General features: G+C 63.8%; 21 protein-coding genes and 1 tRNA gene. 15 read left to right on the top strand and 7 right to left on the bottom strand.

Translation table 11 applies throughout. The annotated features are described in order from the left end of the window. Positions 1-2 precede the first annotated feature (2 nt). The gene (gene fabI / locus CLV78_RS03470; RefSeq protein WP_106203348.1) at positions 3-821 is read right to left on the bottom strand and encodes an enoyl-ACP reductase FabI; all 819 of its coding nucleotides are present in this window, start codon (positions 819-821) and stop codon (positions 3-5) included. 166 nt (positions 822-987) lie between these two features. Between fabI and pdxH the strand changes: the two genes are divergently transcribed. The 5 genes from pdxH (at position 988) to CLV78_RS03495 (ending at position 8,264) form a co-directional block, all read left to right on the top strand. Beyond that, positions 988-1,590, top strand: a complete 603-nt coding sequence (pdxH, locus tag CLV78_RS03475) for a pyridoxamine 5'-phosphate oxidase (protein ID WP_106203349.1) — start codon at positions 988-990, stop codon at positions 1,588-1,590. A gap of 247 nt (positions 1,591-1,837) precedes the next feature. Next, a complete protein-coding gene (locus CLV78_RS03480; RefSeq protein ID WP_106203350.1) occupies positions 1,838-2,377 on the top strand; it encodes a cold-shock protein in 540 nt (179 codons plus the stop codon). After that, entirely contained in the window at positions 2,377-2,856 is a 480-nt protein-coding gene (locus CLV78_RS03485; RefSeq protein ID WP_170111641.1) for a DUF192 domain-containing protein, read from the top strand. Before CLV78_RS03480 ends, CLV78_RS03485 begins: the two co-directional genes overlap by 1 nt. Positions 2,857-3,714: 858 nt before the next feature. Then, the gene (locus tag CLV78_RS03490; protein WP_106203351.1) at positions 3,715-7,404 is read left to right on the top strand and encodes a vitamin B12-dependent ribonucleotide reductase; all 3,690 of its coding nucleotides are present in this window, start codon (positions 3,715-3,717) and stop codon (positions 7,402-7,404) included. Between the two features lie 368 nt (positions 7,405-7,772). Then, complete coding sequence (locus tag CLV78_RS03495; RefSeq protein WP_106203352.1) at positions 7,773-8,264, top strand: hypothetical protein; 492 nt, start codon at positions 7,773-7,775, stop codon at positions 8,262-8,264. A gap of 111 nt (positions 8,265-8,375) precedes the next feature. On the opposite strand, the gene xth is transcribed toward CLV78_RS03495, so the two are convergent. Both xth and CLV78_RS03505 read right to left on the bottom strand, forming a co-directional pair. Beyond that, positions 8,376-9,158 (bottom strand): exodeoxyribonuclease III, encoded by a 783-nt coding sequence (gene xth / locus CLV78_RS03500; protein WP_106203353.1) that lies wholly within the window; start codon positions 9,156-9,158, stop codon positions 8,376-8,378. Between the two features lie 132 nt (positions 9,159-9,290). Further along, the gene (locus CLV78_RS03505; RefSeq protein ID WP_106203753.1) at positions 9,291-9,608 is read right to left on the bottom strand and encodes a HesB/IscA family protein; all 318 of its coding nucleotides are present in this window, start codon (positions 9,606-9,608) and stop codon (positions 9,291-9,293) included. Positions 9,609-9,692: 84 nt separating this feature from the next. Between CLV78_RS03505 and CLV78_RS03510 the strand changes: the two genes are divergently transcribed. The 10 genes from CLV78_RS03510 to CLV78_RS03555 all read left to right on the top strand — a co-directional run bounded on the left by CLV78_RS03510 (position 9,693) and on the right by CLV78_RS03555 (position 21,435). Then, positions 9,693-10,835 carry a deoxyguanosinetriphosphate triphosphohydrolase gene (locus CLV78_RS03510; protein WP_106203354.1) on the top strand — a complete coding sequence of 381 codons (1,143 nt, stop codon included), beginning with the start codon at positions 9,693-9,695 and terminating at the stop codon, positions 10,833-10,835. A gap of 112 nt (positions 10,836-10,947) precedes the next feature. After that, a complete protein-coding gene (locus tag CLV78_RS03515) occupies positions 10,948-12,771 on the top strand; it encodes a cation:proton antiporter (RefSeq protein WP_106203355.1) in 1,824 nt (607 codons plus the stop codon). A gap of 63 nt (positions 12,772-12,834) precedes the next feature. Continuing rightward, positions 12,835-14,580: an arginine--tRNA ligase gene (argS, locus tag CLV78_RS03520; RefSeq protein ID WP_106203356.1), complete on the top strand. Its 1,746-nt coding sequence runs from the start codon at positions 12,835-12,837 to the stop codon at positions 14,578-14,580. A gap of 94 nt (positions 14,581-14,674) precedes the next feature. After that, the gene (locus tag CLV78_RS03525) at positions 14,675-15,718 is read left to right on the top strand and encodes an SPOR domain-containing protein (protein WP_106203357.1); all 1,044 of its coding nucleotides are present in this window, start codon (positions 14,675-14,677) and stop codon (positions 15,716-15,718) included. Continuing rightward, positions 15,715-16,731, top strand: coding sequence for a beta-N-acetylhexosaminidase (nagZ, locus tag CLV78_RS03530; protein WP_106203358.1), 1,017 nt, complete (start codon positions 15,715-15,717; stop codon positions 16,729-16,731). The genes CLV78_RS03525 and nagZ overlap by 4 nt, the downstream gene beginning before the upstream one ends. Further along, entirely contained in the window at positions 16,724-17,527 is an 804-nt protein-coding gene (locus tag CLV78_RS03535) for a segregation and condensation protein A (protein ID WP_106203359.1), read from the top strand. The genes nagZ and CLV78_RS03535 overlap by 8 nt, the downstream gene beginning before the upstream one ends. After that, a complete protein-coding gene (scpB, locus tag CLV78_RS03540) occupies positions 17,520-18,197 on the top strand; it encodes an SMC-Scp complex subunit ScpB (RefSeq protein WP_106203360.1) in 678 nt (225 codons plus the stop codon). Before CLV78_RS03535 ends, scpB begins: the two co-directional genes overlap by 8 nt. Positions 18,198-18,346: 149 nt before the next feature. Continuing rightward, positions 18,347-19,609 (top strand): carbohydrate porin, encoded by a 1,263-nt coding sequence (locus CLV78_RS03545; RefSeq protein WP_106203361.1) that lies wholly within the window; start codon positions 18,347-18,349, stop codon positions 19,607-19,609. A 185-nt stretch (positions 19,610-19,794) separates the two neighbouring features. Continuing rightward, positions 19,795-20,841, top strand: coding sequence for a fasciclin domain-containing protein (locus CLV78_RS03550; RefSeq protein ID WP_106203362.1), 1,047 nt, complete (start codon positions 19,795-19,797; stop codon positions 20,839-20,841). 198 nt (positions 20,842-21,039) lie between these two features. Further along, positions 21,040-21,435: a VOC family protein gene (locus tag CLV78_RS03555; protein ID WP_106203754.1), complete on the top strand. Its 396-nt coding sequence runs from the start codon at positions 21,040-21,042 to the stop codon at positions 21,433-21,435. Between the two features lie 85 nt (positions 21,436-21,520). Here CLV78_RS03555 and CLV78_RS03560 read toward each other — a convergent pair whose 3' ends face one another. The 4 genes from CLV78_RS03560 to ihfA form a co-directional block, all read right to left on the bottom strand. Continuing rightward, on the bottom strand, positions 21,521-22,597 hold the full coding sequence (locus tag CLV78_RS03560) for a 2'-deoxycytidine 5'-triphosphate deaminase (RefSeq protein ID WP_106203363.1): 1,077 nt from the start codon (positions 22,595-22,597) through the stop codon (positions 21,521-21,523). Between the two features lie 88 nt (positions 22,598-22,685). Then, positions 22,686-22,762 (bottom strand) — tRNA-Pro (locus CLV78_RS03565). 64 nt (positions 22,763-22,826) lie between these two features. Continuing rightward, positions 22,827-23,912: a MerR family transcriptional regulator gene (locus CLV78_RS24415; protein WP_245924818.1), complete on the bottom strand. Its 1,086-nt coding sequence runs from the start codon at positions 23,910-23,912 to the stop codon at positions 22,827-22,829. Positions 23,913-23,925: 13 nt separating this feature from the next. Next, positions 23,926-24,228: an integration host factor subunit alpha gene (gene ihfA / locus CLV78_RS03575; RefSeq protein ID WP_106203364.1), complete on the bottom strand. Its 303-nt coding sequence runs from the start codon at positions 24,226-24,228 to the stop codon at positions 23,926-23,928. Positions 24,229-24,287 lie beyond the last annotated feature (59 nt).

Below are 24,287 nucleotides of genomic sequence, written 5' to 3' on the forward strand. Positions count from 1 at the left end.
TCTCACTTCTTTCCGGTCACGGCGTCGATGTCGGGCGCATCCACGGCCTTCATGCCGACGATGTGGTATCCCGCGTCAACGTGCAGGTTCTCGCCGGTGGTGCCGGTTCCGAGGTCTGACAACAGGAAGAGCGCGGCCTTGCCAACCTCTTCCTGGGTCACGTTCCGACGCAGGGGCGAGTTCAGTTCGTTCCACTTCAGGATGTAGCGGAAATCGCCGATGCCGGAGGCCGCAAGCGTCTTGATCGGCCCCGCGGAGATCGCGTTTACCCGAATGCCGTCCTTGCCGAGATCCTCGGCCATGTACTTGACGGAGGCCTCCAGCGCGGCCTTGGCAATGCCCATGACATTGTAGTGGGGCATAACCTGCTCGGCGCCATAATAGGTGAGCGTCAACAGCGAACCGCCATCGGGCATCATCTTCTCGGCGCGTTGCGCCACCGCCGTGAAGGTGAATACCGAGATGTCCATTGTATTGTTGAAGTTGGCGCGGCTGGTGTCGACATAGCGGCCACGCAATTCGTTCTTGTCCGAGAAGCTGACAGCATGCACGACGAAGTCGAGCTTGCCCCAATCCTTTTCCAGATCCGCGAACAGGGCATCCAGGTCGGATTCCTCGGTGGCGTTGCAATCGTAGACCTTGGTGCAGCCGATCGATTCCGCCAGCGGCACCACGCGCTTCTTCAAAGCGTCGCCCATGTAGGTCAGCGCCAGTTCCGCGCCCTGATCGGCGCAGGCCTTGGCGATGCCCCATGCAATCGACTTGTCATTCGCAAGCCCCATAACAAGGCCACGCTTTCCGGCCATCAGTCCTGTCGTCATCTCTTCCTCCTGTGGTCGGAAATCATTGAACCCGTTTAGGCCATGGTACGGGCGGGGCGCAAGCCTCTGGCGTGCAATCCCGCAGGCAATACGCCGGTGATGCTGGCACTTTGTCCGCGACAAGTGTAGCCCTTGCGTGAAGGGATCCGCGACACAGGAGAGCAGAATGAGCGACCGTACCGGCATCTTTGCAGGCGACACCCCGTTCGAGATCGCGCGCCGCTGGCTGGCCGAGGCCGAGGCCTCCGAGCCCAACGATCCCAATGCGATTGCGCTGGCCACGAGCGACGCCGACGGGCTGCCGAACGTGCGCATGGTGTTGCTCAAGGAGATCGAGGACGACGCGTTCGTGTTCTATACCAACTATGGAAGCGCGAAGGCGGCGGAACTGGAACTGAATGCCCAGGCCGCATTCGTGATGCACTGGAAGAGCCTGCGCCGTCAGATCCGGGTGCGTGGCCGCATCGAACGCGAGGACGGGCCACAGGCGGATGAGTACTTCGCCTCGCGCTCCCTGAAATCAAGGCTTGGCGCATGGGCATCGCACCAGAGCCAGCCACTTGCCTCCCGCAAGACGTTGATGGCGGAGGTGGCGAAGGTCACCGCGAAATACGGCACGACCCCGCCGCGCCCGCCCTTTTGGGGCGGCTATCGGTTGAGGCCCGTCGAGGTCGAGTTCTGGGCCGACGGCGCCTTCCGGCTGCATGATCGTTTCCAGTGGCGCAACGATATGGGCGGAAACTGGCAAACGGTTCGCCTTTCGCCTTGAACTTGGTCGGAACTATGGCATTGTCCTGCCAATTCGGGCGATTTCGGGGCTTTTTCCCCGAAATGAAGGCCAAAGCTTGATGGAAATCGAGCAATAGCCTAGTCATTTGGGCCTGTGACATTGCATTTTGCAATCGGCTGGTTTCGGTTCTGCAAGCGTTTCATTCTTGCACTGGTACGCAACAAGAATAGCCCGAAAATGGGTGTACCCCGCGAGGGAATGGGGAAATGTGCAAAGGTAACCGCTTGTGAGCAACAATGAAGAAACCGGAAAGGCGCGGCTGCTACTCGGCCGGGTGAAGTGGTTCGATCCGGGAAAGGGCTTCGGCTTCGTGATTGCCGAAGAAGGGGGGCCGGATATCCTCCTGCATGCCAATGTGCTGCGAAACTTCGGTCAAAGCTCGGTTGCCGATGGCGCCGAAGTCGAGATCTATGTCCAGGAGACAGCCCGCGGGATGCAGGCCGTCGAGGTTGTGCACATCCGTCCGCCCGAAGAGGAAGCCGCGCTGCCGCTTGAGGACGTGGCCTCGATCTCTCCCGAAGACCTCGCGAAACTGCCGCTGGAGCCTGCCCGGGTGAAGTGGTTCGACAAGGGCAAGGGTTTCGGATTTGCCAATGTTTTCGGTCGCGCCGAAGATATCTTCGTGCATATAGAGGTTTTGCGGCGCTCCGGGCTGGCCGATCTGCAACCGGGCGAGGCCGTGGGGCTGCGCGTGGTCGACGGACGGCGCGGTCGCATGGCAATCGAAGTTGCCGCATGGGAAAGGGCGATCAGGGAAACCGAGTGATGCAACGGATATGGCGGCGCTGGATGGGACTTCTGTTGGGCGCCGTGATGCTTCCGGGCATTGCTGTCGCCGAGTGTTCCGACAACCGGATCGACCTGCGCGGCGCATTTGGCGCCGCCCGCTTTACCGTCGAGGTTGCGGACGACGAGGCGGAGCGGTCACGCGGTCTGATGTTCCGGGAGCAGATGCCGCGCTCCTCCGGCATGTTGTTCGTCTACCCGACACCGGTTCACGCGCGCTTCTGGATGAAAAACACCCTGATCCCGCTCGACATGATCTTCGTGGATCCGCGCGGGGTGGTGACACATGTGCATTCCAACGCCATCCCCGGCGACCTGACAGCCATCGACGGAGGCAAGGGCGTCCGGTTCGTTCTTGAGATCAATGGCGGGTTGGCAAAGGCGATGGGCATCGCGCCCGGGGTCGAGATCCGCCACCCGGCGATCGGTGACGATGCGGTGTGGAGTTGCGACGACTGATCCGGCCCGCGCCTGCCTGAACGAGCCACGTGTCTCGGAAGGCGGCGCAAGTCTACCCAAAGGCCGGTGTTCACGTCTCTCGTGCGAATCGTTGGTGCGGGGCTCGCGTCAGGCAGCGTGAGGCTGGCGCCGACCGTGAGGTGCGCGCTGACGGTGGTGTGGGGATCGGCGGATGTGGGCAAGATCCCCTTGATTTCAGGCAGATCCGGGCTTTCGGGCGCGTGAGCGAGCTTCGAGAGGTCGGGCAGGGCGCCAAACTGGGCGGTTTGCGACGCACTTTTATGCAGCAATGCAGCAAAAAAATGCTGCGGCTGCACTTGCGCCAGTTGCCCCATTCTTGGGCAAAACCCACCAGATATTGTGTTGCGCTTCTGCACGCCTGCGCAGTTTGGAACCATTCTGAACATTAACGGGTTCCGCCCCGGAAGGCGCGACCGGGTCCGGCGCTCAGCCCCATATTTTGTTCGTAATACAACCGGTACCGCCAGTATTGGTGTTCACGACCCGTTAACGAAGTGAATCGGATGGCGTCGGGCGGCGCAAAATCCGGTGCATCGGTCAAGGGAAAGTTTTGCCGTTTGCTTCAAATTTTCCCGTTGACCCCTTGGGGCTACCTACGCCAGTTTGTGGGAGCGAGCTGAGAAGGCCACAACATATAGTGGCTCCGGATCGCAAAGGGGACAGATACCTGAACAGCCGGACGGCCCCAATGCCGCCCCTCAATGCGTGCCACCCCAAGGGCGCGCAGGGTACCTCTTTGCCTCCACGGCTCGCACGAATTTCGTTTCCGGTGGGAAGACCGGGACGGCTGGGACAAAGACCGCAGTTCAGGCGGCAGAGATAGCGCACGGGGCGACCATGAAGATCGACAGAAAGTTTACCACCGCCGGTGAAGATGCCTACGCCGGGCTGGCCTTTTCCACGACCACGTCGGAGATCCGCAATCCCGACGGAACGGTCGTGTTCAGCCTTGAAGGCATCGACGTGCCCGCGGCATGGAGCCAGGTTGCTTCCGATGTCATCGCGCAGAAATACTTCCGCAAGGCCGGCGTCGCCGCGAAACTGCGGAAGGTAAAGGAAAAGGGCGTGCCCGAGTTTCTCTGGCGCTCGGTGCCCGACGAGAAGGCGCTGGCGGAGCTTCCCGAAGGAGAGCGCTTTGCCGGTGAAACCTCCGCCCGGCAGGTCTTTGATCGCCTTGCCGGTGCCTGGGCCTACTGGGGCTGGAAAGGTGGCTATTTCACCAGCGAATCCGATGCCCGCGCCTATTTCGACGAAATTCGCTACATGCTGGCCACCCAGCGCGCGGCGCCGAACTCCCCGCAATGGTTCAACACCGGCCTGCACTGGGCCTATGGCATCGACGGACCCAGCCAGGGGCACCACTATGTCGACCACAAGACCGGCAAGCTGACCAAGTCCAACTCTGCCTACGAACACCCCCAACCGCATGCCTGCTTTATCCAGTCCGTTTCCGACGACTTGGTCAACGAAGGCGGTATCATGGACCTGTGGGTGCGCGAGGCGCGCCTGTTCAAGTACGGCTCCGGCACCGGCACCAACTTCTCGTCGCTGCGCGCCGAAGGTGAGGCCCTTTCGGGTGGCGGCAAGTCCTCCGGCCTGATGGGCTTCCTGAAGATCGGTGACCGCGCCGCTGGTGCCATCAAGTCAGGCGGCACCACCCGTCGTGCCGCGAAGATGGTGATCTGCGACGCCGATCACCCGGACATCGAAGAATTCATCAACTGGAAGGTGAAGGAAGAGCAGAAGGTCGCCAGCATTGTCGCGGGCTCGAAGATGCACGAGGCGAAACTGAACGAGATCTTCTCTGCTATCGGGCAGTGGGACGGTACGATCGAAGACGCCACCGACCCCAAGAAGAACGATGCGCTGAAGAGCGCCATCAGAGCGGCCAAGAAGGTCGCCATCCCCGAGACCTATATCAACCGCGTTCTCCAGTACGCGCGTCAGGGCTATTCCTCGATCGAGTTCCCGACCTATGACACGGATTGGGACAGCGAAGCCTACAATTCGGTCTCGGGGCAGAATTCAAACAACTCTGTTCGCGTGACGGACGCCTTCCTGCAGGCGGTTCGGGACAACGCCGACTGGGAACTGCTGCGCCGCACCGACGGTTCGGTCGCAAAGACCATCAAGGCGCGCGAACTCTGGGAACAGATCGGCCATGCCGCCTGGGCCTGCGCCGACCCGGGCATCCAGTTCCACGATACCGTCAACGCCTGGCACACCTGCCCGGAAGACGGTGAGATTCGCGGCTCCAACCCGTGTTCCGAGTACATGTTCCTCGACGACACGGCCTGCAACCTCGCTTCCATGAACCTGCTGACCTTCCTCAAGGACGGCAAGTTCCAGGCCGAGGACTACATGCACGCCACGCGGCTCTGGACGCTGACGCTCGAAATCTCCGTGACCATGGCGCAGTTCCCGTCCAAGGAAATCGCGCAACTGTCCTATGACTTCCGCACCCTCGGTCTTGGCTATGCCAATATCGGCGGTCTGCTGATGAACATGGGCTACAGCTACGACAGCGACGAGGGCCGGGCGCTTGGCGGCGCGCTGTCCGCGATCATGACCGGTGTGGCCTACGCGACCTCCGCCGAGATCGCGGGCGAGCTGGGGCCGTTCTCCGCCTATGAACGCAACAGCAAGCACATGCTGCGGGTCATCCGCAACCACCGCAACGCGGCCTACGGCAACACCGAAGGCTATGAGGATCTCGCGGTGAAGCCTGTGGCACTGGATCACGCTTCCAACCCTGACAAGACCCTCTCGGAGCTGGCCAAGCACGCATGGGACGAGGCCCTGCGCCTTGGAGAGATCAACGGGTACCGCAACGCGCAGGCCACGGTGATCGCTCCAACCGGCACCATCGGCCTCGTGATGGATTGCGACACCACTGGCATCGAGCCCGACTTCGCGCTGGTGAAGTTCAAGAAGCTCGCCGGCGGTGGCTACTTCAAGATCATCAACCGCTCGGTTCCCGCCGCGCTTGAAAAGCAGGGCTATTCCTCCAGCCAGATCGAGGAGATCGTCTCCTACGCGGTCGGCCACGGCACGCTTGGCAATGCCCCGGGCATCAACCACACATCGCTGGCAGGGAATGGTTTCGGCCAGGCGGAGATCGACAAGATCGAGGCGGCCCTGCCGTCGGCCTTCGACATCCGCTTCGTCTTCAACCAGTGGACGCTGGGGACGGAGTTCTGCACCGATGTCCTTGGCATCCCGGCCGAGAAGCTGAACGATCCCGGTTATGACATGCTGACCGATCTCGGTTTCACCAGGGCGCAGATCGAGGCAACCAACGACCACGTTTGCGGGACCATGACACTGGAAGGTGCGCCACATCTGGATCCGAAGCACTACGGCATCTTCGATTGCGCCAACCCCTGTGGCAAAAAGGGCAAGCGCTTCCTGTCGGTCGATAGCCACATCAAGATGATGGCCGCCGCGCAGAGCTTCATCTCCGGCGCGATCTCCAAGACGATCAACATGCCCAACGATGCGACGATCGAGGATTGCCAACGCGCCTACGAATTGTCGTGGTCGCTCGGCACCAAGGCGAACGCGCTCTATCGCGATGGGTCCAAGCTGAGCCAGCCGCTGGCCGCGGCACTGGTCGAGGATGACGAGGACGCACAGGAGACGCTGGAAACCGGCACCCCGCAGCAGAAGGCGGAAGTGCTGGCCGAGAAGATCATCGAGAAGGTCATCGTCAAGGAAATCGTTCGCTCCCACCGCGAGAAGATGCCGGAGCGCCGCAAGGGCTATACCCAGAAGGCCAATGTCGGCGGTCACAAGGTCTACCTGCGCACGGGCGAATACGGTGACGGTTCGCTTGGCGAGATCTTCATCGACATGCACAAGGAAGGCGCTGGCTTCCGGGCGATGATGAACAACTTCGCCATCGCGGTCTCCGTCGGCCTTCAGTACGGCGTGCCGCTGGAGGAGTTCGTCGACGCCTTCACCTTCACCAAGTTCGAGCCTGCAGGCATCGTTCAGGGCAACGACAGCATCAAGAACGCGACCTCGATCCTCGATTACATCTTCCGGGAACTCGCGGTCTCCTACCTCGACCGTACCGACCTGGCGCATGTGAAACCCTCGGGGCACACCTTCGACGATCTGGGACGGGGCGATCAGAACGAGGGCATCGAGAACCTTCAGGAACTGAGCGAGACAGCTGCGAGCAAGTCCCTCCAGGTGCTCAAGCAGATCTCGTCCACCGGCTACCTCCGCAAGCGCCTCCCGCAGGAACTCGTGGTTTTGCAGGGTGGCGGCGAGAGCATGGCCGGGGGCACGGTTCTGGACGGCGCAGCCGACCCGCTGGCGACGTTGCAGACGCTGGTTCCGGAAACCTCCGCAAGCGCCGAGACCGCCGTCGGTTCGGTCTCCGCGATGGACGATCGCACCAAGGCCCGCATGCAGGGCTACGAGGGCGAGGCCTGCGGCGAATGCGGAAACTACACGCTGGTGCGCAACGGCACCTGCATGAAGTGCAACACCTGCGGCGCCACGTCGGGCTGCAGCTAGGGATACCCCGCCATGCCTGCTTCCCCGGGCATGGCGCGGTTTCAGGGGCGAGTGCGCTCGCTCCGGGCGGATCAGGCCGCAGGCAGAAAACCGGGCGGTACAAAAAACCGAGCCTGATAAGCCAAACTGGGGCGCCCTTGCGGCGCCCCAATTTCTTTTCAAGACATACGGTTGTGGTGCGAAGGTGATGTTTTGTCCGAGGTCGGGTGGCCGGTCGAAGACCCGGCGCCCAAATCCCTGTGTGAGGAGAATACCCCTCGCGGTGGCGCCACTCCGCCGTTCCTGTCGCGACCCTCTGGGCAGAGTGTCAAAAAACCCTTACCGATAGGCAGATAGGGTCGTTGCACATCATCTATTTCGGAGGTCCCATGCCCAGTCTCAAGTGTCTCGTATCCGTCGCCGCCCTGTTTGGCGCGACGGTCACATTCGCGCAGCCCTACGCCTCCAAGGGCGAGGTCGCGGGATGGCGGATTTTCGTCAACGAGGCCAACAGCAGCTGTTTCATGGAGATCGTCACCGACGAGGGCCTCGTCATGCAGATGGGCACCGGGGGCAAGGTGGATATGGGCTATCTCGGTCTCTACACGGAAGGCGAGACGGGCATTCGCGATGGCGAAACCGGGGAGATCCGGATCGGACTCGGCGGGCTGGTCTACAACGGTGTGGCCCAGGGAGTGCAGCGCGACGGCTATTCCGGCGGCTACTTCATCGGCAACAATCCCCTGATGGGGTTCGACCTGTCCACGCAGTCGGAGATGGTCGTGAACCCGGGAAGCGGCCGGGAGTTCACCGTCGACCTGAGTGGCGCCGGTGAGGCGATGGAGGCGACCCGCGCCTGCCAGATGGAGCTTGCCGAATAGCAGGGCGGCTTCGCGGGCCTTGGGTTTCCCGGCGGAGAGCGAAACTGCGTCGGGGTCTCTGGTCGATCGATCTCATCAGAAGATGGCCCGGACGGAGGGGATAACCCGCCGTCAGGCCGCCAGTTCGATCCACACGGGCACATGGTCCGATGGCTTCGGCCGGTTGCGTATGTCCTTGTCGATCGCGCAATCCCGCAGCAGGTCGGCGGCCTGCGGTGTCAGCAGGAAGTGGTCGATTCGAATGCCGTCATTGCGATCCCAGGCACCCGCCTGATAGTCCCAGAAAGAGTAGTGACCGCCGCCCCTGACACGGGCGCGGAATGCCTCGGTGAAGCCGAGGTTGACGATTTCGCGATAGGCCCTTCGGCTCTCGGGGCGGGCCAGCGCATCCTCCTGCCAGACCTCCGGGCGGGCGGCGTCCTCGTCCAGCGGAATGATGTTGTAGTCGCCAGCCATGAGGGCCGGTTCTTCCCGCGACATCAATGCCTTGGCGCGGGATTTCAACCGCTCCATCCAGGCCAGCTTGTAGTCGTATTTCGGCCCCGGCACGGGGTTTCCATTGGGCAGGTACAGCCCGCAGAGGCGGACGGAGGTGTGTTCGCCCATCACAGTCGCTTCGATCCAGCGGGCCTGTTCGTCGCTGTCGTCACCGGGCAGGCCGCGGGTCACATCTTCCAGCGGCAGTTTCGACAGGATCGCCACGCCATTGAACCCCTTCTGCCCGTGGGTTTCGACGTTATAGCCGCGGTCTTCGAACATCTCGCGGGGGAAGCCCTCGTCGACGGACTTGATCTCCTGCAACAGCGCCACATCGGGCTGCGCCTCGTCCAGCCACTCGCAGAGCGCGACATGGCGCGCCTTGATCCCGTTGATGTTGAATGTCGCGATTTTCATGGCGCCCCCTTTTGCGATGCACCATCCCAGACCGTTGGAGGCGACGCAAGGCGCGGTTGGGCGATGCAAATGATCGCGCGCTGTTCCGGTGGTTCGGCCCATTCCCGGCGCAATGCACGCGCCGGCCTGCGCTTACATGGAGAAGGAGATCCCGCAGCCACAGGACGAGGTCGCGTTCGGGTTGTTCACCACGAAACGCGCGCCGATCAGCTCGTCCGCGAAATCGATGGTCGCGTTTTCCAGGAACGGCAGCGACACGGTATCCACGACGACCTTCTGACCCTGACCCTCCAGCACCAGGTCGTCTTCCTTCGGCTCGTCGAGCGTGATCTCGTATTGAAAGCCGGAGCATCCGCCGCCCTCGACGGCAACCCGCAATGCCTTCGGCGCGGCTTCAAGCTCCGCCAGCCGGGCGAACGCCCGCTCTGTCACTGTCGGTGGCAGGGTCAAGTCCATGATCTGGCTCCATTGCCTCGTCGCATTCCGTTCACAACCGGGATATATGGCCCTCGGAACGGTACAACAAGGATTCCCATGAGCCTGGCCCCCTATGCCTGCATGCCCGCGGACAGCCGTGGGCGGTTGCACCCGGAAGCACTCTCCACCTTCCGCTCGCCTTTTCAACGGGATCGCGACCGGATCATCCATTCCTCGGCGTTTCGGCGGCTAAAACACAAGACACAGGTGTTTGTCGAACACGAGGGCGACTATTTCCGCACCCGCCTGACGCATTCCATCGAGGTCGCGCAGGTGGCGCGGACGATCGCGGGCACGCTGGGGCTGAACCAGGAACTGACGGAAGCCGTCGCCCTGGCCCATGACCTTGGCCACACGCCGTTCGGGCACACCGGCGAGGACGCGCTGCATGCGCTGATGGCACCCTATGGCGGCTTCGATCACAATGCGCAGGCGATCCGTATCGTGACCTCGCTGGAGCGGCACTACGCGGGGTTCGACGGGCTCAACCTGACCTGGGAGACGCTGGAAGGGATTGCCAAGCACAATGGTCCGGTCGAGGGGCCGCTGCCCTACGGTCTGGCCGAGTACAATGCGGTTCACGATCTGGAACTGCACACCCATGCCAGCGCCGAGGCGCAGGTGGCGGCCCTGTCCGACGACATCGCCTACAACAACCACGACCTTATGGACGGTCTCCGGGCGGGGCTTTTCTCAGATGCGGAAGTGGCGGAGCTGCCGATCGTCGGGCCGGCTTATGCCGAGATCGACGCCCTCTGGCCCGAGATCGACGGGATCCGGCGCCGCCACGAGGCGCTTCGGCGTGTGTTTGGCGTGATGGTCACCGACGTCATCGATACCGCCCGCGCGACCCTGGAAGAGGCAGCGCCGGGCTGCGCGCAGGCGGTCCGGGATCTTGGCCGGCCGGTGGTACGGTTCTCCGAGCCGGTCTGGGTCGAAATCGAGGTGATCCGCGCGTTTCTCTTCCACCGCATGTACCGTGCGCCGTCGGTGATGCGGGAACGGGAGCGGGTGACCCGGGTCGTGGAGGATCTTTTCCCGCTCTACATGGAGCGGCCGGATCTCTTGCCGACGGCCTGGCAGGCGGATGTGGCATCGGCCAAAGGCGATACTGCGCTCGCGCGGATCGTGGCCGACTACGTGGCCGGGATGACCGACAGGTTCGCCCTGCAGGAACACGGGCGGCTTTTTGACGAATAGCTGGACATTCGGTGCGCGATTAATTCGGAAATCAGAAAGGCTTGACGGTATTCCGGCTTGACGGGCGGGCAGGGAGCCTGCCTGCTGGTGGCAGGAATTCAGGAGAGCGACCATGTCCACCGCTGCCACCGGCGCCCTGTCCCCGGAAGTTGCCCTGGCCATGATCGGCGTGATCGGGGTCGGCGCGCAATGGCTCGCATGGCGGCTGCGAATGCCGGCTATCGTGCTGATGCTGGTGGCTGGCCTGATCGTGGGGCCGGTAACGGGGCTGATGGTGCCGTCGCGGGACATCGGCGCGATCGTCGAGCCGATGATATCCATCGCGGTGGCAATCATCCTGTTCGAGGGCGGGTTGACGTTGAATCTGCACCGGTTGCGGGATGCGGCGGACGGGGTGAAGCGGCTGGTGATTGTCGGCGCCCCGGTGGGCTGGTTTCTGTCCGCGGCGGCACTGTATTTCGTGGCCGGGCTCGATTGGGCGGCCGCGATCGTGTTCGGCGGCATCATGATCGTGACCGGCCCGACGGTCATCGCGCCACTGCTGCGCTCGGCGCGGTTGTCGCGCAGGCCGGCAATGATGTTGCAGTGGGAGGCCATCGTCAACGATCCGCTCGGGGCCATGGCGGCGGTCCTGGCCTTCAGTTTTGTGGTGGAGTTCCGGCAGGGGCTCGACTTCGACGGCTCCCTGATCCGGCTGGCGCTGGCCTTCGTTCTGGCCGGGGCCGTGGGCTGGCTGGCCGGATGGCTCGTGGTGCAGGCCTTCCGTCGGGCGCTGGTGCCGGAATACATGAAGGTCCCGGTGCTCTTCGTGGCGGTCCTGGCGATCTTTGTGCTGACGGATTTCATCACCCACGAAAGCGGGCTGCTGGCGGTGACGATGATGGGGCTGGTGATCGCGAACTCGGACCTGCCGTCGTTTATCGAACTGAGACGGTTCAAGGAGCACGCGACGATCCTGCTGGTCTCCGGCGTGTTCATCCTGCTGGCGGCCTCGATGGACCTCGGTTCGTTGCAGCTGCTGGGCTGGCAGGGCATTGCCTTCCTGCTGGTGGTGATCTTCGTCGTTCGTCCCGCCACCGTCCTGCTGTCGCTGCTCGGAACCGCGATCCCGTTCCGGGAGCAGTTGCTGGTTGGGCTGACCGGCCCGCGCGGGGTGGTCCTCGTCGCGGTGGCCGGGCTCTTTGGCGAGAGGCTCGTCGGGATCGGCGTCGAGGATGGACACCGGATCGTGCCGCTTGCCTTCGCGCTGGTTGCGACCACAGTGATCCTGCACGGCTTCACACTGGCGCCGCTGGCCCGCGCACTGGGGTTGGCCAGCACAGATACGCCGGGGTTGCTGATCGTCGGCGGCTCCCGGTTCTCGACCGCGCTTGGCAAGCTCTGCCAGTCGATCGAGGTGCCGGTCATGGTGACCGACCGCAACTTCTACCGGCTGCGCGAGGCGCGCAAGGCGGGACTGCCCAACTATTATGGAGACGTCCTGTCGGAGGGTGCGGAGGTCGGGGTTGACCTGATGAACTATGGCATGGTGCTCGCGGGAAGCGAGAACGATCCCTACAACACGCTTGTGGCCACCGACCTGGCGCCGGAATTCGGGCGGGACAACGTGTTCCAGTTCCAGCGCGAGAAAGAGCATTTGGCACGCCACGCGCTCCCCGCCACGCTGGGGGGGCGGTCGTTTGGCAGGGGCGCGGGGTTCGTCGACATGGACCGACTGATGGTCGAGGGCTGGGAGCTGCGCGCGACGCGGCTTTCGGAGGAGTTCACGTTGGAAAACTGGCGCGAGATGCATCCGGAGGGGTTCCTGATCGGCCGGGTGGAGAACGGTCGGATGCGATTGATGCGGGATGACGCGGAGTTCACCCCCGCGCCGGGCGTGCAACTGATCGCCATGGTACCGCCGGAGCCGGAGGCAGGGGCAGGGGACGTCGGCTGAGGGGCCATTGACGCCGCATGTGCCTCTGATACACCGCCCGGCAACGTCTGCGGAGCCTGAACGATGAACATCTATGCCGATATCCGTGCCCTTGTTGTCGACGCCCTGAACGGGCTGGTCGCCGATGGCACACTGCCCGAAGGGCTCGACTACGCCAATGTGTCGGTGGAGCCGCCGCGCGATGCGGCGCATGGGGACATGGCGACGAATGCCGCGATGGTGCTGGCCAAGCCGGCGAAAAAGAAGCCGCGCGACATTGCCGAGGCGCTCGCCGCGAAGCTGGGTGAGGATGCCCGTGTGGACACGGCGGATGTTGCCGGGCCGGGGTTCCTGAACCTACGCCTTGCGCCGGCTGTGTGGGCCGACGTGGTGAAGGCCGCGCTGGAGCAGGGGGCGTCCTTCGGCAAGTCCGACATGGGGCAGGGCAAGCGGATCAACGTGGAGTTCGTATCCGCGAACCCGACCGGGCCGCTGCACGTGGGGCACACGCGGGGCGCGGTCTTCGGCGACGCGCTGGCCGCGCTGCTGGATTTCGCGGGCTATGACGTGACGCGCGAGTACTACATCAACGATGGCGGGGCACAGGTCGACGTGCTCGCGCGGTCGGTCTACCTGCGCTACCTCGAAGCGCATGGGCAGGAGGTCGCCTTCGAGGACGGCACGTATCCCGGCGACTACCTGATTGCGGTGGGCGAAGCGCTCAAGGAAAAGGTGGGCGATGCCTATGTCGGGCAGCCGGAATCCGTCTGGCTGGAGGAGATCCGCGACTACGCCACCGACAAGATGATGGGCTTGATCCGGGAAGACCTCGCCGCGCTCGGCGTGACAATGGACGAGTTCTACTCCGAGAAGTCGCTCTACGGCACGGGGCGGATCGAGGCGGCACTGGCAGCACTTGAGAGCAAGGGCCTGATCTACGAGGGCGTACTGGAGCCACCGAAGGGCAAGAAGCCCGAGGATTGGGAGCCGCGCGAGCAGACCCTCTTCAAGTCGACCGAACATGGCGATGATGTGGACCGCCCGGTGAAGAAATCCGATGGCGCCTGGACCTATTTCGCGCCCGATATCGCCTATCACTACGACAAGGTGGAGCGCGGCTTCGACGCGCTGATAGACGTGTTCGGCGCCGATCATGGCGGCTATGTCAAACGGATGAAAGCCGCCGTGTCGGCGCTGTCGGACGGCCGGGTGCCGCTGGACATCAAGCTCACGCAGCTGGTGAAGCTCTACAAGAACGGTGAACCGTTCAAGATGTCCAAGCGGGCCGGCACCTTCGTGACCCTGCGCGACGTGGTGGACCAGGTCGGGCCGGATGTGACGCGCTTCGTCATGCTGACGCGGAAGAACGATGCGCCGCTGGACTTCGATTTCGACAAGGTGCTGGAGCAATCGAAGGACAACCCGGTCTTCTACGTGCAATACGCACATGCGCGGGTGAAGTCGGTGCTCCGCAAGGCGGACGAGGCCGGGATCGCCGTGGACGACGCGACGCTGATGGCCGCCGACCTCTCCGACATGCTGCATCCCTCCGAACTGGCGGTGGCGGCCAAGATCGCCGAATGGCCCCGCCTTCTGGAGATTGCGGCGCGGACCAACGAGCCGCACCGGGTCGCATTCTACCTCTACGATCTCGCCGGGTTGCTGCACGCTCTGTGGAACAAGGGCAACGAGGAGACTGGGCTGCGTTTCCTCCAGGAGGGCGATCCGGCCACGAGTCAGGCTAAAATTGCGCTCGCCCGAGCCGTAACCGTTGTGATTTCCACCGGTCTTGGTATCCTTGGCGTGACCCCGGTTGAAGAAATGCGCTGATCAACGGCGTGCGCGGGGCAACTTTGGCAGGCAAGACCCCGCGCGAGCATTCCGACATTTCAGGACTCCGCGGAGAAAAAGAACGAGGCGGAGCATGTTGGACCCGGCGTATGGTCAGGGCAGGGACGTTGTGCAGGCGTCCTATGGATCTGAACACAGAGCATTCGAACTCGGTGCTGTTCCCGAGGGTGCGGAGGCCTACCAGGTCGCCGGTCCCGGCAAGGCGCGGCTTTTCATTCATGTCATGGGCGCGGTGGTGTCGCTTGGCTTGATCGGTGGCTGTGCTTACTGGGGCTACAGCCAGGTCATGCGTGACCTCAACGGTGTTCCCGTGGTGCGCGCGCTGGAAGGCCCCATGCGCGTTGCGCCGGAGACGCCGGGGGGCGCCATCTCCGATCATGCGGGCCTTGCGGTCAACGATGTGCAGGCGCTCGGGGTGGCATCGGTGCCGGAATCCCAGCTTGTCCTTGCGCCCGAGCCCGTGGCCCTGACGGAGGCCGATACCTCCAAGGCGGAGGCCAAGGCCGCGAAGGAGGCCGAGAGCGCGACTGAGGCGCTGGCGCAGGTGACAGTCGATGATGCGCCGGTGACCCCCGCATCGCTGACCGAGGACATCCCGGCGGACGATCCGATCGCGAAGGCGCTGGCGCTGGCCACCGCTGCCACGGCAGGGTCCGAGCCGCTTTCAACCAAGACTGATGAAGACATTTCCGGTACGGCGCGGTCCATCGTGACCCAGGAGGGGGTGATCCGCTCGATCCGTCCCGTCGTCCGTCCGGTGCGCGCGGTTTCCCCGTCGTCGAATGGCGTCACAGGGGAAGGCGCGATTGTCACACGCAGCACCAGCACCAAGTCACCACAGCAGGTTGCGGCCGCCGATGTGCCCGCCGGGACACGGCTCGTACAACTGGGCGCGTTCGACACCCAGGACGAAGCAGAGGCCGCATGGGGCCGGATCTCTGGCCGCTTCGGGGCGCTGATGGAGGACAAGGCCCAGGTGATCCTTGAGGCGAGTGCCGGCGGACGGGATTTCTGGCGCCTGCGGGCGATGGGTTTCTCTGATCTCTCCGAGGCGCGTCGTTTCTGTGCCGCGCTGGTGGCCGAAAGCGCCGATTGCATCCCGGTTGTGGCCCGGTGACAGGTCGCTGCGCCGCCATCCTCGGTTGCGAGGGGACCCGCCTGAGTGCTGCGGAGGCCACGTTCTTCGGCGAGGCGCAGCCATGGGGGTTCATCCTTTTTGCCCGCAACGTCGACAGCCCGGAGCAGCTTCGTGCACTGACGGCGGATCTGCGTGGCAGCGTCGGATGGAAGGCCCCGGTCCTGATCGATCAGGAAGGCGGCCGCGTGCAACGCATGCGCCCGCCGCATTGGCGGCTGTGGCACCCGCCACTCGACCAGATGCGCCGCGTCGGGTCGCTGGAAGCGGCGGCGCGGTCGATGTTCCTGCGCCACAGGCTGATCGCGCAGGAACTGTCGGATGTCGGGATCGACGTCAATTGCGCTCCGGCAGCCGACATTGCACGGACGCAGACGCATCCCTTTCTCTACAATCGCTGTTTTGGCGAGGACGCCGCCAGTGTCGTGACAGGCGCGCGTGCGGCGGCCGAGGGCCTGTTTGCAGGCGGCGTCCTGCCCGTGGTCAAGCATATCCCCGGCCACGGTCGCGCCCGAAATGACAGTCACAAGGATCTGCCGCGGGTTGATGCGACGGCGGAGGCATTGCGCGACGAGGATTTCGCTCCCTTCGCGGCGCTTCGGGATCTGCCGATGGCGATGACCGCGCACCTCCTTTACACCGCCTTCGATGCTGCGCGTCCTGCAACGCAATCGGACGTCATGGTCCGCTTGATCCGCAACGAGATCGGCTTTGACGGGCTGTTGATGACCGACGACCTTTCGATGGAGGCCTTGTCGGGCAGCGTCGGCCAGCGGGCCGCCGCCTCGGTCGCGGCTGGCTGCGACCTGGTTCTGCATTGCAACGGCGAACTGGAAGAGATGCGCGCGGTGGTCGAGGCCGCGGGTGCGATGTCCGCCTCCGCCGAAGCTCGGGCGGAGCGTGCGCTTGCCCACCGGAAGGCGCCCGATCCGATTGACATTCCGGCGGTGGAAGCCGAACTTGCCGACCTTCTGAACGGGGACGTCTATGGCTGAAGACATGGTGCACCAGGCGGTGAACGAGGCGGTCGCAGAGCGGCTTGCCGCCGAGGCGCTGATCGTGGACGTGGACGGCTTCGAAGGCCCGCTCGATCTTCTGCTGACCTTGTCGCGCACCCAGAAGGTGGACCTGCGAAAGATCTCCATCCTGGAGCTTGCCGAGCAATACCTGAGCTTCGTGGAGCGCGCCAAGTCGCTGCGGATCGAACTGGCCGCCGACTATCTGGTCATGGCCGCCTGGCTGGCCTTCCTGAAGTCCCGCCTGTTGCTGCCGCCTGACCCGGACGAGGAGGGCCCCTCGGGCGAAGATCTCGCCGCGCACCTCGCCTACCAGCTGGAACGTCTTCAGGCGATGCGCGACAGCGCGGCAAAGCTGATGGCGCGGGACCAGAAGGGCAAGGATTTCTTCGTCCGCGGCTTCATCGAACAGGTCGAGCGAACCCGCTCCGTAACCTATACGGCGACACTCATGGACCTGATGCAGGCCTATGCCCGCATCCGGACCAAGGACGAGTTCCGGCCCTTCGTGATGGACCGGGAGAACCTCTTCACCATGGAAATGGCGCTGGAACGTCTGCGCCCGCTGGTGGGATTCGCCGGTGAGTGGACCGACCTCATGTCCTATCTCCCCGACGGCTGGGAACTCGACCCTTCCAAGCGGCGCAGCGCCACGGCGGCCACCTTCGCGGCCTCGCTGGAGTTGGTGAAGGCGGGCAAGATCACGATCCGCCAGCCGGAGACATTCGCACCGATCCAGATCCGCGCCAGCGAGGAGGGCGCCCGGGATGGTTGACGACAGCGCGTCCCCGCAGGAGGAGGAGAGCCTATTCGAGGCGCCGCCCGAGGGCGAACAGGAGCGGATGGTGGAGGCCATCCTCTTCGCCACCTCCGAGCCTGTCTCGATCGCAGATCTGAACGCGCGCATGCCCCACGGCGCCGATGCCGCCCAGGCGTTGGAGCGCCTTCGCAAACGCTACGAAGGCCGCGGCGTGCATGTGGTGAAGGTCGCCGACAGATGGGCGCTGCGCACGGCACCGGATCTTGGCTTCCTGATGCAGAAGGAAACCGTCGAAACACGGAAACTGTCCCGCGCGGCCATCGAGACGCTGGCAATCATCGCCTATCATCAGCCCGTCACCCGGGCCGAGATCGAGGAGATCCGTGGTGTCTCCGTCTCTCGCGGCACCATCGACCAATTGCTGGAGATGGAGTGGATTCGCTTCGGCCGCCGCCGGATGACACCGGGCCGCCCGGTGACTTTCGTGGTGACGCCGGACTTCCTCGACCACTTCGGGCTCGAAAGCGCCCGCGATCTGCCGGGGCTGCGCGATCTGCGGGCTGCCGGCCTTCTCGACAACCGTCCACCGCCGGGCTTCGGCCTCGACGACGGCGAGGACGAGGACGAGGGACAGTCGGACATGTTCGATGGCGAGGGGCCACCCGACCCGCTGGCCGAGGAATGACTCGGCACCTCTGCGTCTTTCCCGCCGCATTCACCCTCCGGATTCCGGGCGCCCGTTGATCGGGCCAATCGGCTGACGATAGCATTTCCTCAACAGCAGTGGGCCGCGTTGCACCGGAGCACACGGCGGAGATTTCAGGAGGTGGCACCATGCGGACGGGATATCTGGGAGCAGCAGCAAGCTTGATTGCCTTTATCGCGGCACCGGTGTTCGCACAGGATGTCGATCTGGGTGCCGGCGAAACCGAAGGTCCCGACGCGGCCAGCGAAAGCGGCGTCGGCATCTTCTCCAACGGCTACCTGCGCTTTGGTGCCGGGTCGTCCAGTGGCGCGAACAGCGACGACTTTGCCGCCTTTCGCCTCGACGGCGCGGCGTCGAAATACCGGCTGGGCAACGAAGACGACCTTTATGGGGAGGCATCGATCGGGTTCCGCAACACGATGGCGAACGGCTCCGATTTCGTGGGCGAACTGATGCTGAACGGCTCTGGGAACTCCAACGCGCTGATCCGTGATACGCCACTGAACGAGAATGGCGGAACCGTGCAGGCCTATGTCGGGATCGAACGGCTCGGAGATGGCGCCGCAGCCGAAGCCTTCCTGTGGGCCGGACGCCGTTTCTATCGACGGCGCGATGTCCACATGACCGACTTCTACTACGAGAACTTCTCCGGTGACGGGATCGGCCTTGAGAACCTCGCCGTCGGCAGGGCGAAGATGTCCACAGCGCTCTTTTACTACGACGACGAGGACATCGACTACAGCGCCTACACGTTGGACGTCCGCGTGCATGACATCGCGGTTGGTCAGGACGGTTGGCTCGGCGAAGTCGGGGCCTCCTACACGGTCGGCGACGGAAGCGATTTCACCGGACAGGACGGGTTCACACTGCGGTTTCATCTGGAGAATACCGAACTGCCCTGGGGCGAGATGCGAAATGCACTTCAGTACGGAACGGGTGTGGGCATGTCGATCGACTCCACCGGTCGGGCCACGGCGCGTCTGGACGACAGTGCAATACGGTTCGTGAACCAGACCCTGCTTCGCTCCAGCGAGAGCCTCGAAACACAGGCAACCTTCGTCTGGCAGCAGATCGATTTTGCCGACAGTAAGGATACCTGGATCTCTGTCGGCGCGCGGCCGCAATACAACTTCACCGATGACTGGGGCGTGGCGCTTGAGGTCGGCTACGATCATGTCAACGGCGACAGCTACGACAATGCCTCGCTCGCCAAGGTGACGCTGGCCCCGTTCTACAGTTTCGGCAAGCGCGGCTACTTTGCCCGCCCCCAGCTTCGGCTGTTTGCTACATGGGCGGAATGGAGCGACCAGGGGGCGATCACCAACCAGGCCGCCTATGGCAGCAACACTGAGGGGACATCCGTCGGTGCGCAGTTCGAGACCTGGTGGTAGGCGCCGGATCACGTCGAAACACGCCCTCACGCATCCGTGATAGCATAATCTGAGATCCAATCTCCGAGTGGCTCCGTAACCTTGAGCACATGCCCCACAGGGGGTGACACCTCTCCGCCTGACTTGGTCAGACGGGCCCGAAGGACTCGGGCCTGCCGGGTGGAGTGTGCCCAAGGAGTACGACGATGAACATGACGATCACTGAAACGGTTCTGGCAAGCGGTGGCCCGGGCCAGTTCGACCGGAACGGCGACGATTTCGACATCCTGTTGAACGCAGTTGTCGCAGCCGGGCTGGCAGACACACTCAATGACAAGGACGGCACCTTCACCGTTCTGGCACCAAACGACGACGCCTTCATCGGCCTGTCTGCCGCTCTCGGCGGACCCTCCTCCGAGGCCGGCTCCCTGCGCGTGGTTACCGACCTCCTGACCTTGCTCGGTGGCGGCGATCCGATCCCGCTCCTGACCGATGTTCTTACCTACCACGTCGCAGGCGCCGTAGCGCGCGAGGCCGATGTGGTCGCTGCCGGTGAAGTGCAGACCCTGCAGGGCGGCGTGCTGGAACTGAACCTCGATACGACCCCGCCGAGCTTCATCGACGCCGATCCGGGCCTTCCCGATCCGGGTCTGGTCGCAACCGACATCGAGGCGTCGAATGGCGTGATCCACGTGATCGACGGCGTGTTGCTGCCGGTGTCGGTTACCGGGATCCTCGGGGCGGAGAAGACCGACCTTTTGATCGGTGGCAGGGACGACGATTTCTTCCATGGCTTCATGGGCGACGACCTGATCGATGGCAACTTCGGCTTCGACAAGCTGTTCGGTGGCAAGGGTAATGATACCATCGCCGGTGGCCGTCAGGCAGACGTGCTGCGGGGCAACAACGGCAATGACACTCTGCTGGGTCAGGTCGGGTTCGACACCATCTTTGGTGGTCGCGGTGACGACGTCATCGAAGGCGGCCGTGGGATTGACACGCTCACTGGCGGTCGCGGCAAGGACACCTTTGTCTTCAGCGAGAACAGCGCTCGCGACGTCATCACGGATTTCCAGGACGGGATGGACATGATCGATCTCAGCGCGCTCGGCCTTGGTGGTTTTGACGACCTTACCATCCGTGAAAACGACAACGGTGTGCTGATCCGCACCGGTGGCCAGGGCAACCTGCTGCTGGAAGGTGCCGACGGCTCCAACGTGACCCTCAGTGCGGACGACTTCATGTTCGCCTGATCCGGTCTCTCGGAAAAGACGATGGGAACGGGTGGCCTTGTGCCACCCGTTTTCTTTTCCGGCATCTTGAACGCAGGCCGCATCGTCAATCCCCGGACACGCGACGGTCTGAAGTTCGGGCACCATGCCTTTCGACTCGGACTCACGGCGCTTAGGCGCTACTCGACAGTCGATCGCAGCCAAATAAGCGAGGTGCGCATGGCAAAGGCAATTCACACCATGATCCGCGTGTTGGACGAAACCCGTTCGGTCGCATTCTACCGGGAGGCTCTTGGGCTCGACGTGGTGGACAGGTTCGATTTCGACAGCTTCACCCTGATCTACCTGCGGAACGCGGAATGCGGGTTCGAGCTGGAACTGACTGTGAACAAAGGGCGCGAGGCGCCCTACGAGTTGGGCGACGGCTACGGGCATCTCGCGGTCAGCGTCGACGACCTTGAGGGTGAACATGCCCGCCTTTCGGCCGCAGGCCTTGCGCCGCGCGATATCGTGACCTTCGAACGGGACGGCAAGGTCATGGCGCAGTTTTTCTTCCTGACCGATCCGGATGGCTACCAGATCGAGGTGTTGAAGCGGCTCGGGCGCTTCAACTAGGCCCTGTCAGCGACGGCGGGTGCCCTGACGGACGACAGGCGTACCGGCGTGGTGGACCGGCCCCGCCGCGACGGTCGGGGCAAGATCACGGTGCCTGGAAGTGCTTGGACAGCTTCAACCCCTGGCCCTGATAATTCGAGGCGATGCCCTGACCATAGAGCTGCTCCGGCGGCTCGGCCATGCGTTCGTACACCAGCCTGCCAACGATCTGGCCATGCTCCAGCACGAAGGGCGCCTCGTGACAGCGCACTTCCAGCACCCCCCGGGCCCCGGTTCCTCCGGCGGCGGCATGGCCGAACCCGGGGTCGAAGAACCCGGCGTAGTGGACACGGAATTCGCCGACCATGGCGACATATGGCGCCATCTCCGCGGCGTAGTCCGGCGGAATGTGGACGGCCTCGCGGCTCACGAGGATGTAGAAGGCGCCGGGGTCGAGGATGATACGGCCATCCGCGCTTTCAACCCGCTCCCAGTACTCCGCCACCGGATAGTGGTCGAGCTTGTCGAGATCGATCACACCGGTATGCGGTTTGGCGCGCCAGCCGACGAGCGTCGTTCCCTGCGGGCGCAGGTCGACGGAAAACCCAAGGCCTTCGGAAATCACCGCCTCTCCGGAGACCAGCCCGACATCCGCATGCAGGCGGGCGAGCGCGTCGTCGTCCAGCACCACCTGGCCATCGCGAAAGCGGATCTGGTTGAGCCGCATGCCCGGGCGCACCAGCACCGAGAAACTGCGGGGACAGATCTCCGCATAGAGAGGGCCGGCGTAGCCCTTTCCGATCCGGTCGAACTCGACACCACCATCGGTGATCACGCGGGTCAGCAGATCCAGCCGACCGGTGGAGGACTTGGCATTCGCGACCGCACCGATCCCGGCCGGCAGGGCGAGGCGCTCCTGCAGTTCCACGACGTAGACGCAGTTCTTTTCCAGCACGGCGCCGTCGCTCAGGTCGATCTTGTGCATCTCGAACAGCGGCAGCCGGTCGGAGACGGTCTGACCCTCTCCCGTCAGGAAGGAGGCGCGCACGCGGTAGGCAACACGACCGAGGCGCAGATCGAGGCTCGCTGGCTGGACCTGGCCGGTGGCAAAGGGTTGGTCGGCGGCGATTTCGCCCCGCCCGATCATCGCGGTGAGCCTCTGGCTCGGCAGAACCCCTGTCATCACGGCCTCCCTTCTGAATCCGAACCCGGGAACCGGGCGCGGGATAGCAAAACGCCCGCTCCCCGAAGGGTGCGGGCGGTTTTGTAGATGGTCGGGCTAGCAGGACTCGAACCTGCGACCTTCCGTCCCCCAGACGGACGCGCTACCAGGCTGCGCCATAGCCCGACGTTGGGCTGTAATAGCGAATTCTGCGGTGAGGGCAAGAACCAAACCGACACGAAATTCGCACTCACCCCCGGCTGTCCATCCGTTCGCGCAGGGCGACCAACCGGGCATGGATAGGGCGCAGCAACTCGGGGCGAACCTGCAACGGCTGCAGGCGCTCCAAAGCCTCGGCAACGGTGAGTTCCGAGCCGGGAAGCGGGGCGATCACCGGTCCGGGCGCGTCCTCGGAATCGTCGGCGTCTTCTGCCTCGTCGGGCGGGCGATGCGTGAAAAGCGGCATGACTTCCGCCTTTTGCGGGACCTCCGCAAACTCGATGTCTGCCGGTTCGGCATCCCCATCGACACTGTCAGGCAGGGGCGCGGGCTGGGCATCCTCCGGCGCGGTTTCGATACCCTCTTCCGGGGCATCCTCTGCAACGGCGGACAAGTCCTTGCCAGGTTCGGTTCTGTCCTGACCGGCCGGGCCTTCCGAGAGTTCCGCCTCGGTTGGATCGTTCTGCTCGGGCGCGATGGTGGATTCGGGGGCGCTTTCGACGGCATCGGTGGCCGCTTCCACGTAGGCGCCCGGAGTGGGATCCTCGGTTTCCTCCGTATCCTCATCCTCAGCAGTGAGCGCGGCATCATTCTCCGGCGGCTGCGTGGAGGTGAGGACCTCGGCAAATGCCTTCATATCCTGCTCGGGCGACACCGGTTCGGTTGGCTGTTCGGGAATCTCCGCTGCGGTCGTGGCCTCCGGTGGGGACGGACGGTCGTGCCCGTCGCCTTGCAAGGACATCGACATTGCAACGCCAAGCGGATCCGCAGTTTCCTCCGACACTTCGGCGGCATCGACGGTTGCGGGCTCTGACACAGGCTTTTCGGGCGGGCCTGCGCCCACCGGTCGAGACCGTTCGGCGACGGCCTTAACGCCTTGCTCCCGCAGGACTTTCTGCACGCCCTTGATGGTCATCCCGTCCTCGTGCAGCAGCTTCTGGATCCCGCCCAGAAGCTCCATGTCCGCACGGCGATAGTACCGGCGCCCGCCGGCGCGCTTGACCGGTTTGACCTGCGAAAACTTGCTTTCCCAGAAGCGAAGCACATGTGCGTTCACACCTAGCCAATCCGCCACCTCGCTTATGGTGCGGAATGCGTCGGGGGCCTTGCCTGTCATGGTCTGGACGTTCCTACGAGCGGTTTCCTGCGGCGACCCGGTCTTTCATCAGGTGCGACGGACGGAAGGTGAGCACACGCCGGGGATGAATCGGGACCTCTTCACCGGTCTTGGGATTGCGCCCGACACGGGCGGCCTTGTCCCGGACAGAGAATGTGCCGAAGGAAGAAATCTTGACCTGCTCCCCGTCCACAAGCGCGTCGGACATGTGTTTCAACACGCTTTCGACAAGCTGAGCGGATTCGTTTCGGGAAAGGCCGACTTCGCGAAACACCGACTCGCTCAGATCCATACGGGTCAAGGTCTTGTTACTCATTGTGTTTCCATCCCTGATTTACTGTGGGGAAGGGTAGGGGAGCGGCCTATTTCAGTCAA

It is taken from the genome of Aliiruegeria haliotis, assembly GCF_003003255.1.
Classification (GTDB): domain Bacteria; phylum Pseudomonadota; class Alphaproteobacteria; order Rhodobacterales; family Rhodobacteraceae; genus Tropicimonas; species Tropicimonas haliotis.

Excerpts from the sequence above, each read along its gene's own strand:
- CLV78_RS03510 (WP_106203354.1), top strand. The coding sequence starts at position 9,693 with ATGAGCCTGGCCCCCTATGCCTGCATGCCCGCGGACAGCCGTGGGCGG.
- xth (WP_106203353.1), bottom strand. The coding sequence starts at position 9,158 with ATGAAAATCGCGACATTCAACATCAACGGGATCAAGGCGCGCCATGTC.
- argS (WP_106203356.1), top strand. The coding sequence starts at position 12,835 with ATGAACATCTATGCCGATATCCGTGCCCTTGTTGTCGACGCCCTGAAC.
- CLV78_RS24415 (WP_245924818.1), bottom strand. The coding sequence starts at position 23,912 with ATGACAGGCAAGGCCCCCGACGCATTCCGCACCATAAGCGAGGTGGCG.
- CLV78_RS03550 (WP_106203362.1), top strand. The coding sequence starts at position 19,795 with ATGAACATGACGATCACTGAAACGGTTCTGGCAAGCGGTGGCCCGGGC.
- CLV78_RS03535 (WP_106203359.1), top strand. The coding sequence starts at position 16,724 with ATGGCTGAAGACATGGTGCACCAGGCGGTGAACGAGGCGGTCGCAGAG.
- CLV78_RS03545 (WP_106203361.1), top strand. The coding sequence starts at position 18,347 with ATGCGGACGGGATATCTGGGAGCAGCAGCAAGCTTGATTGCCTTTATC.
- fabI (WP_106203348.1), bottom strand. The coding sequence starts at position 821 with ATGACGACAGGACTGATGGCCGGAAAGCGTGGCCTTGTTATGGGGCTT.
- CLV78_RS03495 (WP_106203352.1), top strand. The coding sequence starts at position 7,773 with ATGCCCAGTCTCAAGTGTCTCGTATCCGTCGCCGCCCTGTTTGGCGCG.
- CLV78_RS03525 (WP_106203357.1), top strand. The coding sequence starts at position 14,675 with ATGTTGGACCCGGCGTATGGTCAGGGCAGGGACGTTGTGCAGGCGTCC.
- CLV78_RS03555 (WP_106203754.1), top strand. The coding sequence starts at position 21,040 with ATGGCAAAGGCAATTCACACCATGATCCGCGTGTTGGACGAAACCCGT.
- CLV78_RS03490 (WP_106203351.1), top strand. The coding sequence starts at position 3,715 with ATGAAGATCGACAGAAAGTTTACCACCGCCGGTGAAGATGCCTACGCC.
- CLV78_RS03485 (WP_170111641.1), top strand. The coding sequence starts at position 2,377 with ATGCAACGGATATGGCGGCGCTGGATGGGACTTCTGTTGGGCGCCGTG.
- ihfA (WP_106203364.1), bottom strand. The coding sequence starts at position 24,228 with ATGAGTAACAAGACCTTGACCCGTATGGATCTGAGCGAGTCGGTGTTT.
- pdxH (WP_106203349.1), top strand. The coding sequence starts at position 988 with ATGAGCGACCGTACCGGCATCTTTGCAGGCGACACCCCGTTCGAGATC.
- scpB (WP_106203360.1), top strand. The coding sequence starts at position 17,520 with ATGGTTGACGACAGCGCGTCCCCGCAGGAGGAGGAGAGCCTATTCGAG.
- CLV78_RS03515 (WP_106203355.1), top strand. The coding sequence starts at position 10,948 with ATGTCCACCGCTGCCACCGGCGCCCTGTCCCCGGAAGTTGCCCTGGCC.
- CLV78_RS03560 (WP_106203363.1), bottom strand. The coding sequence starts at position 22,597 with ATGACAGGGGTTCTGCCGAGCCAGAGGCTCACCGCGATGATCGGGCGG.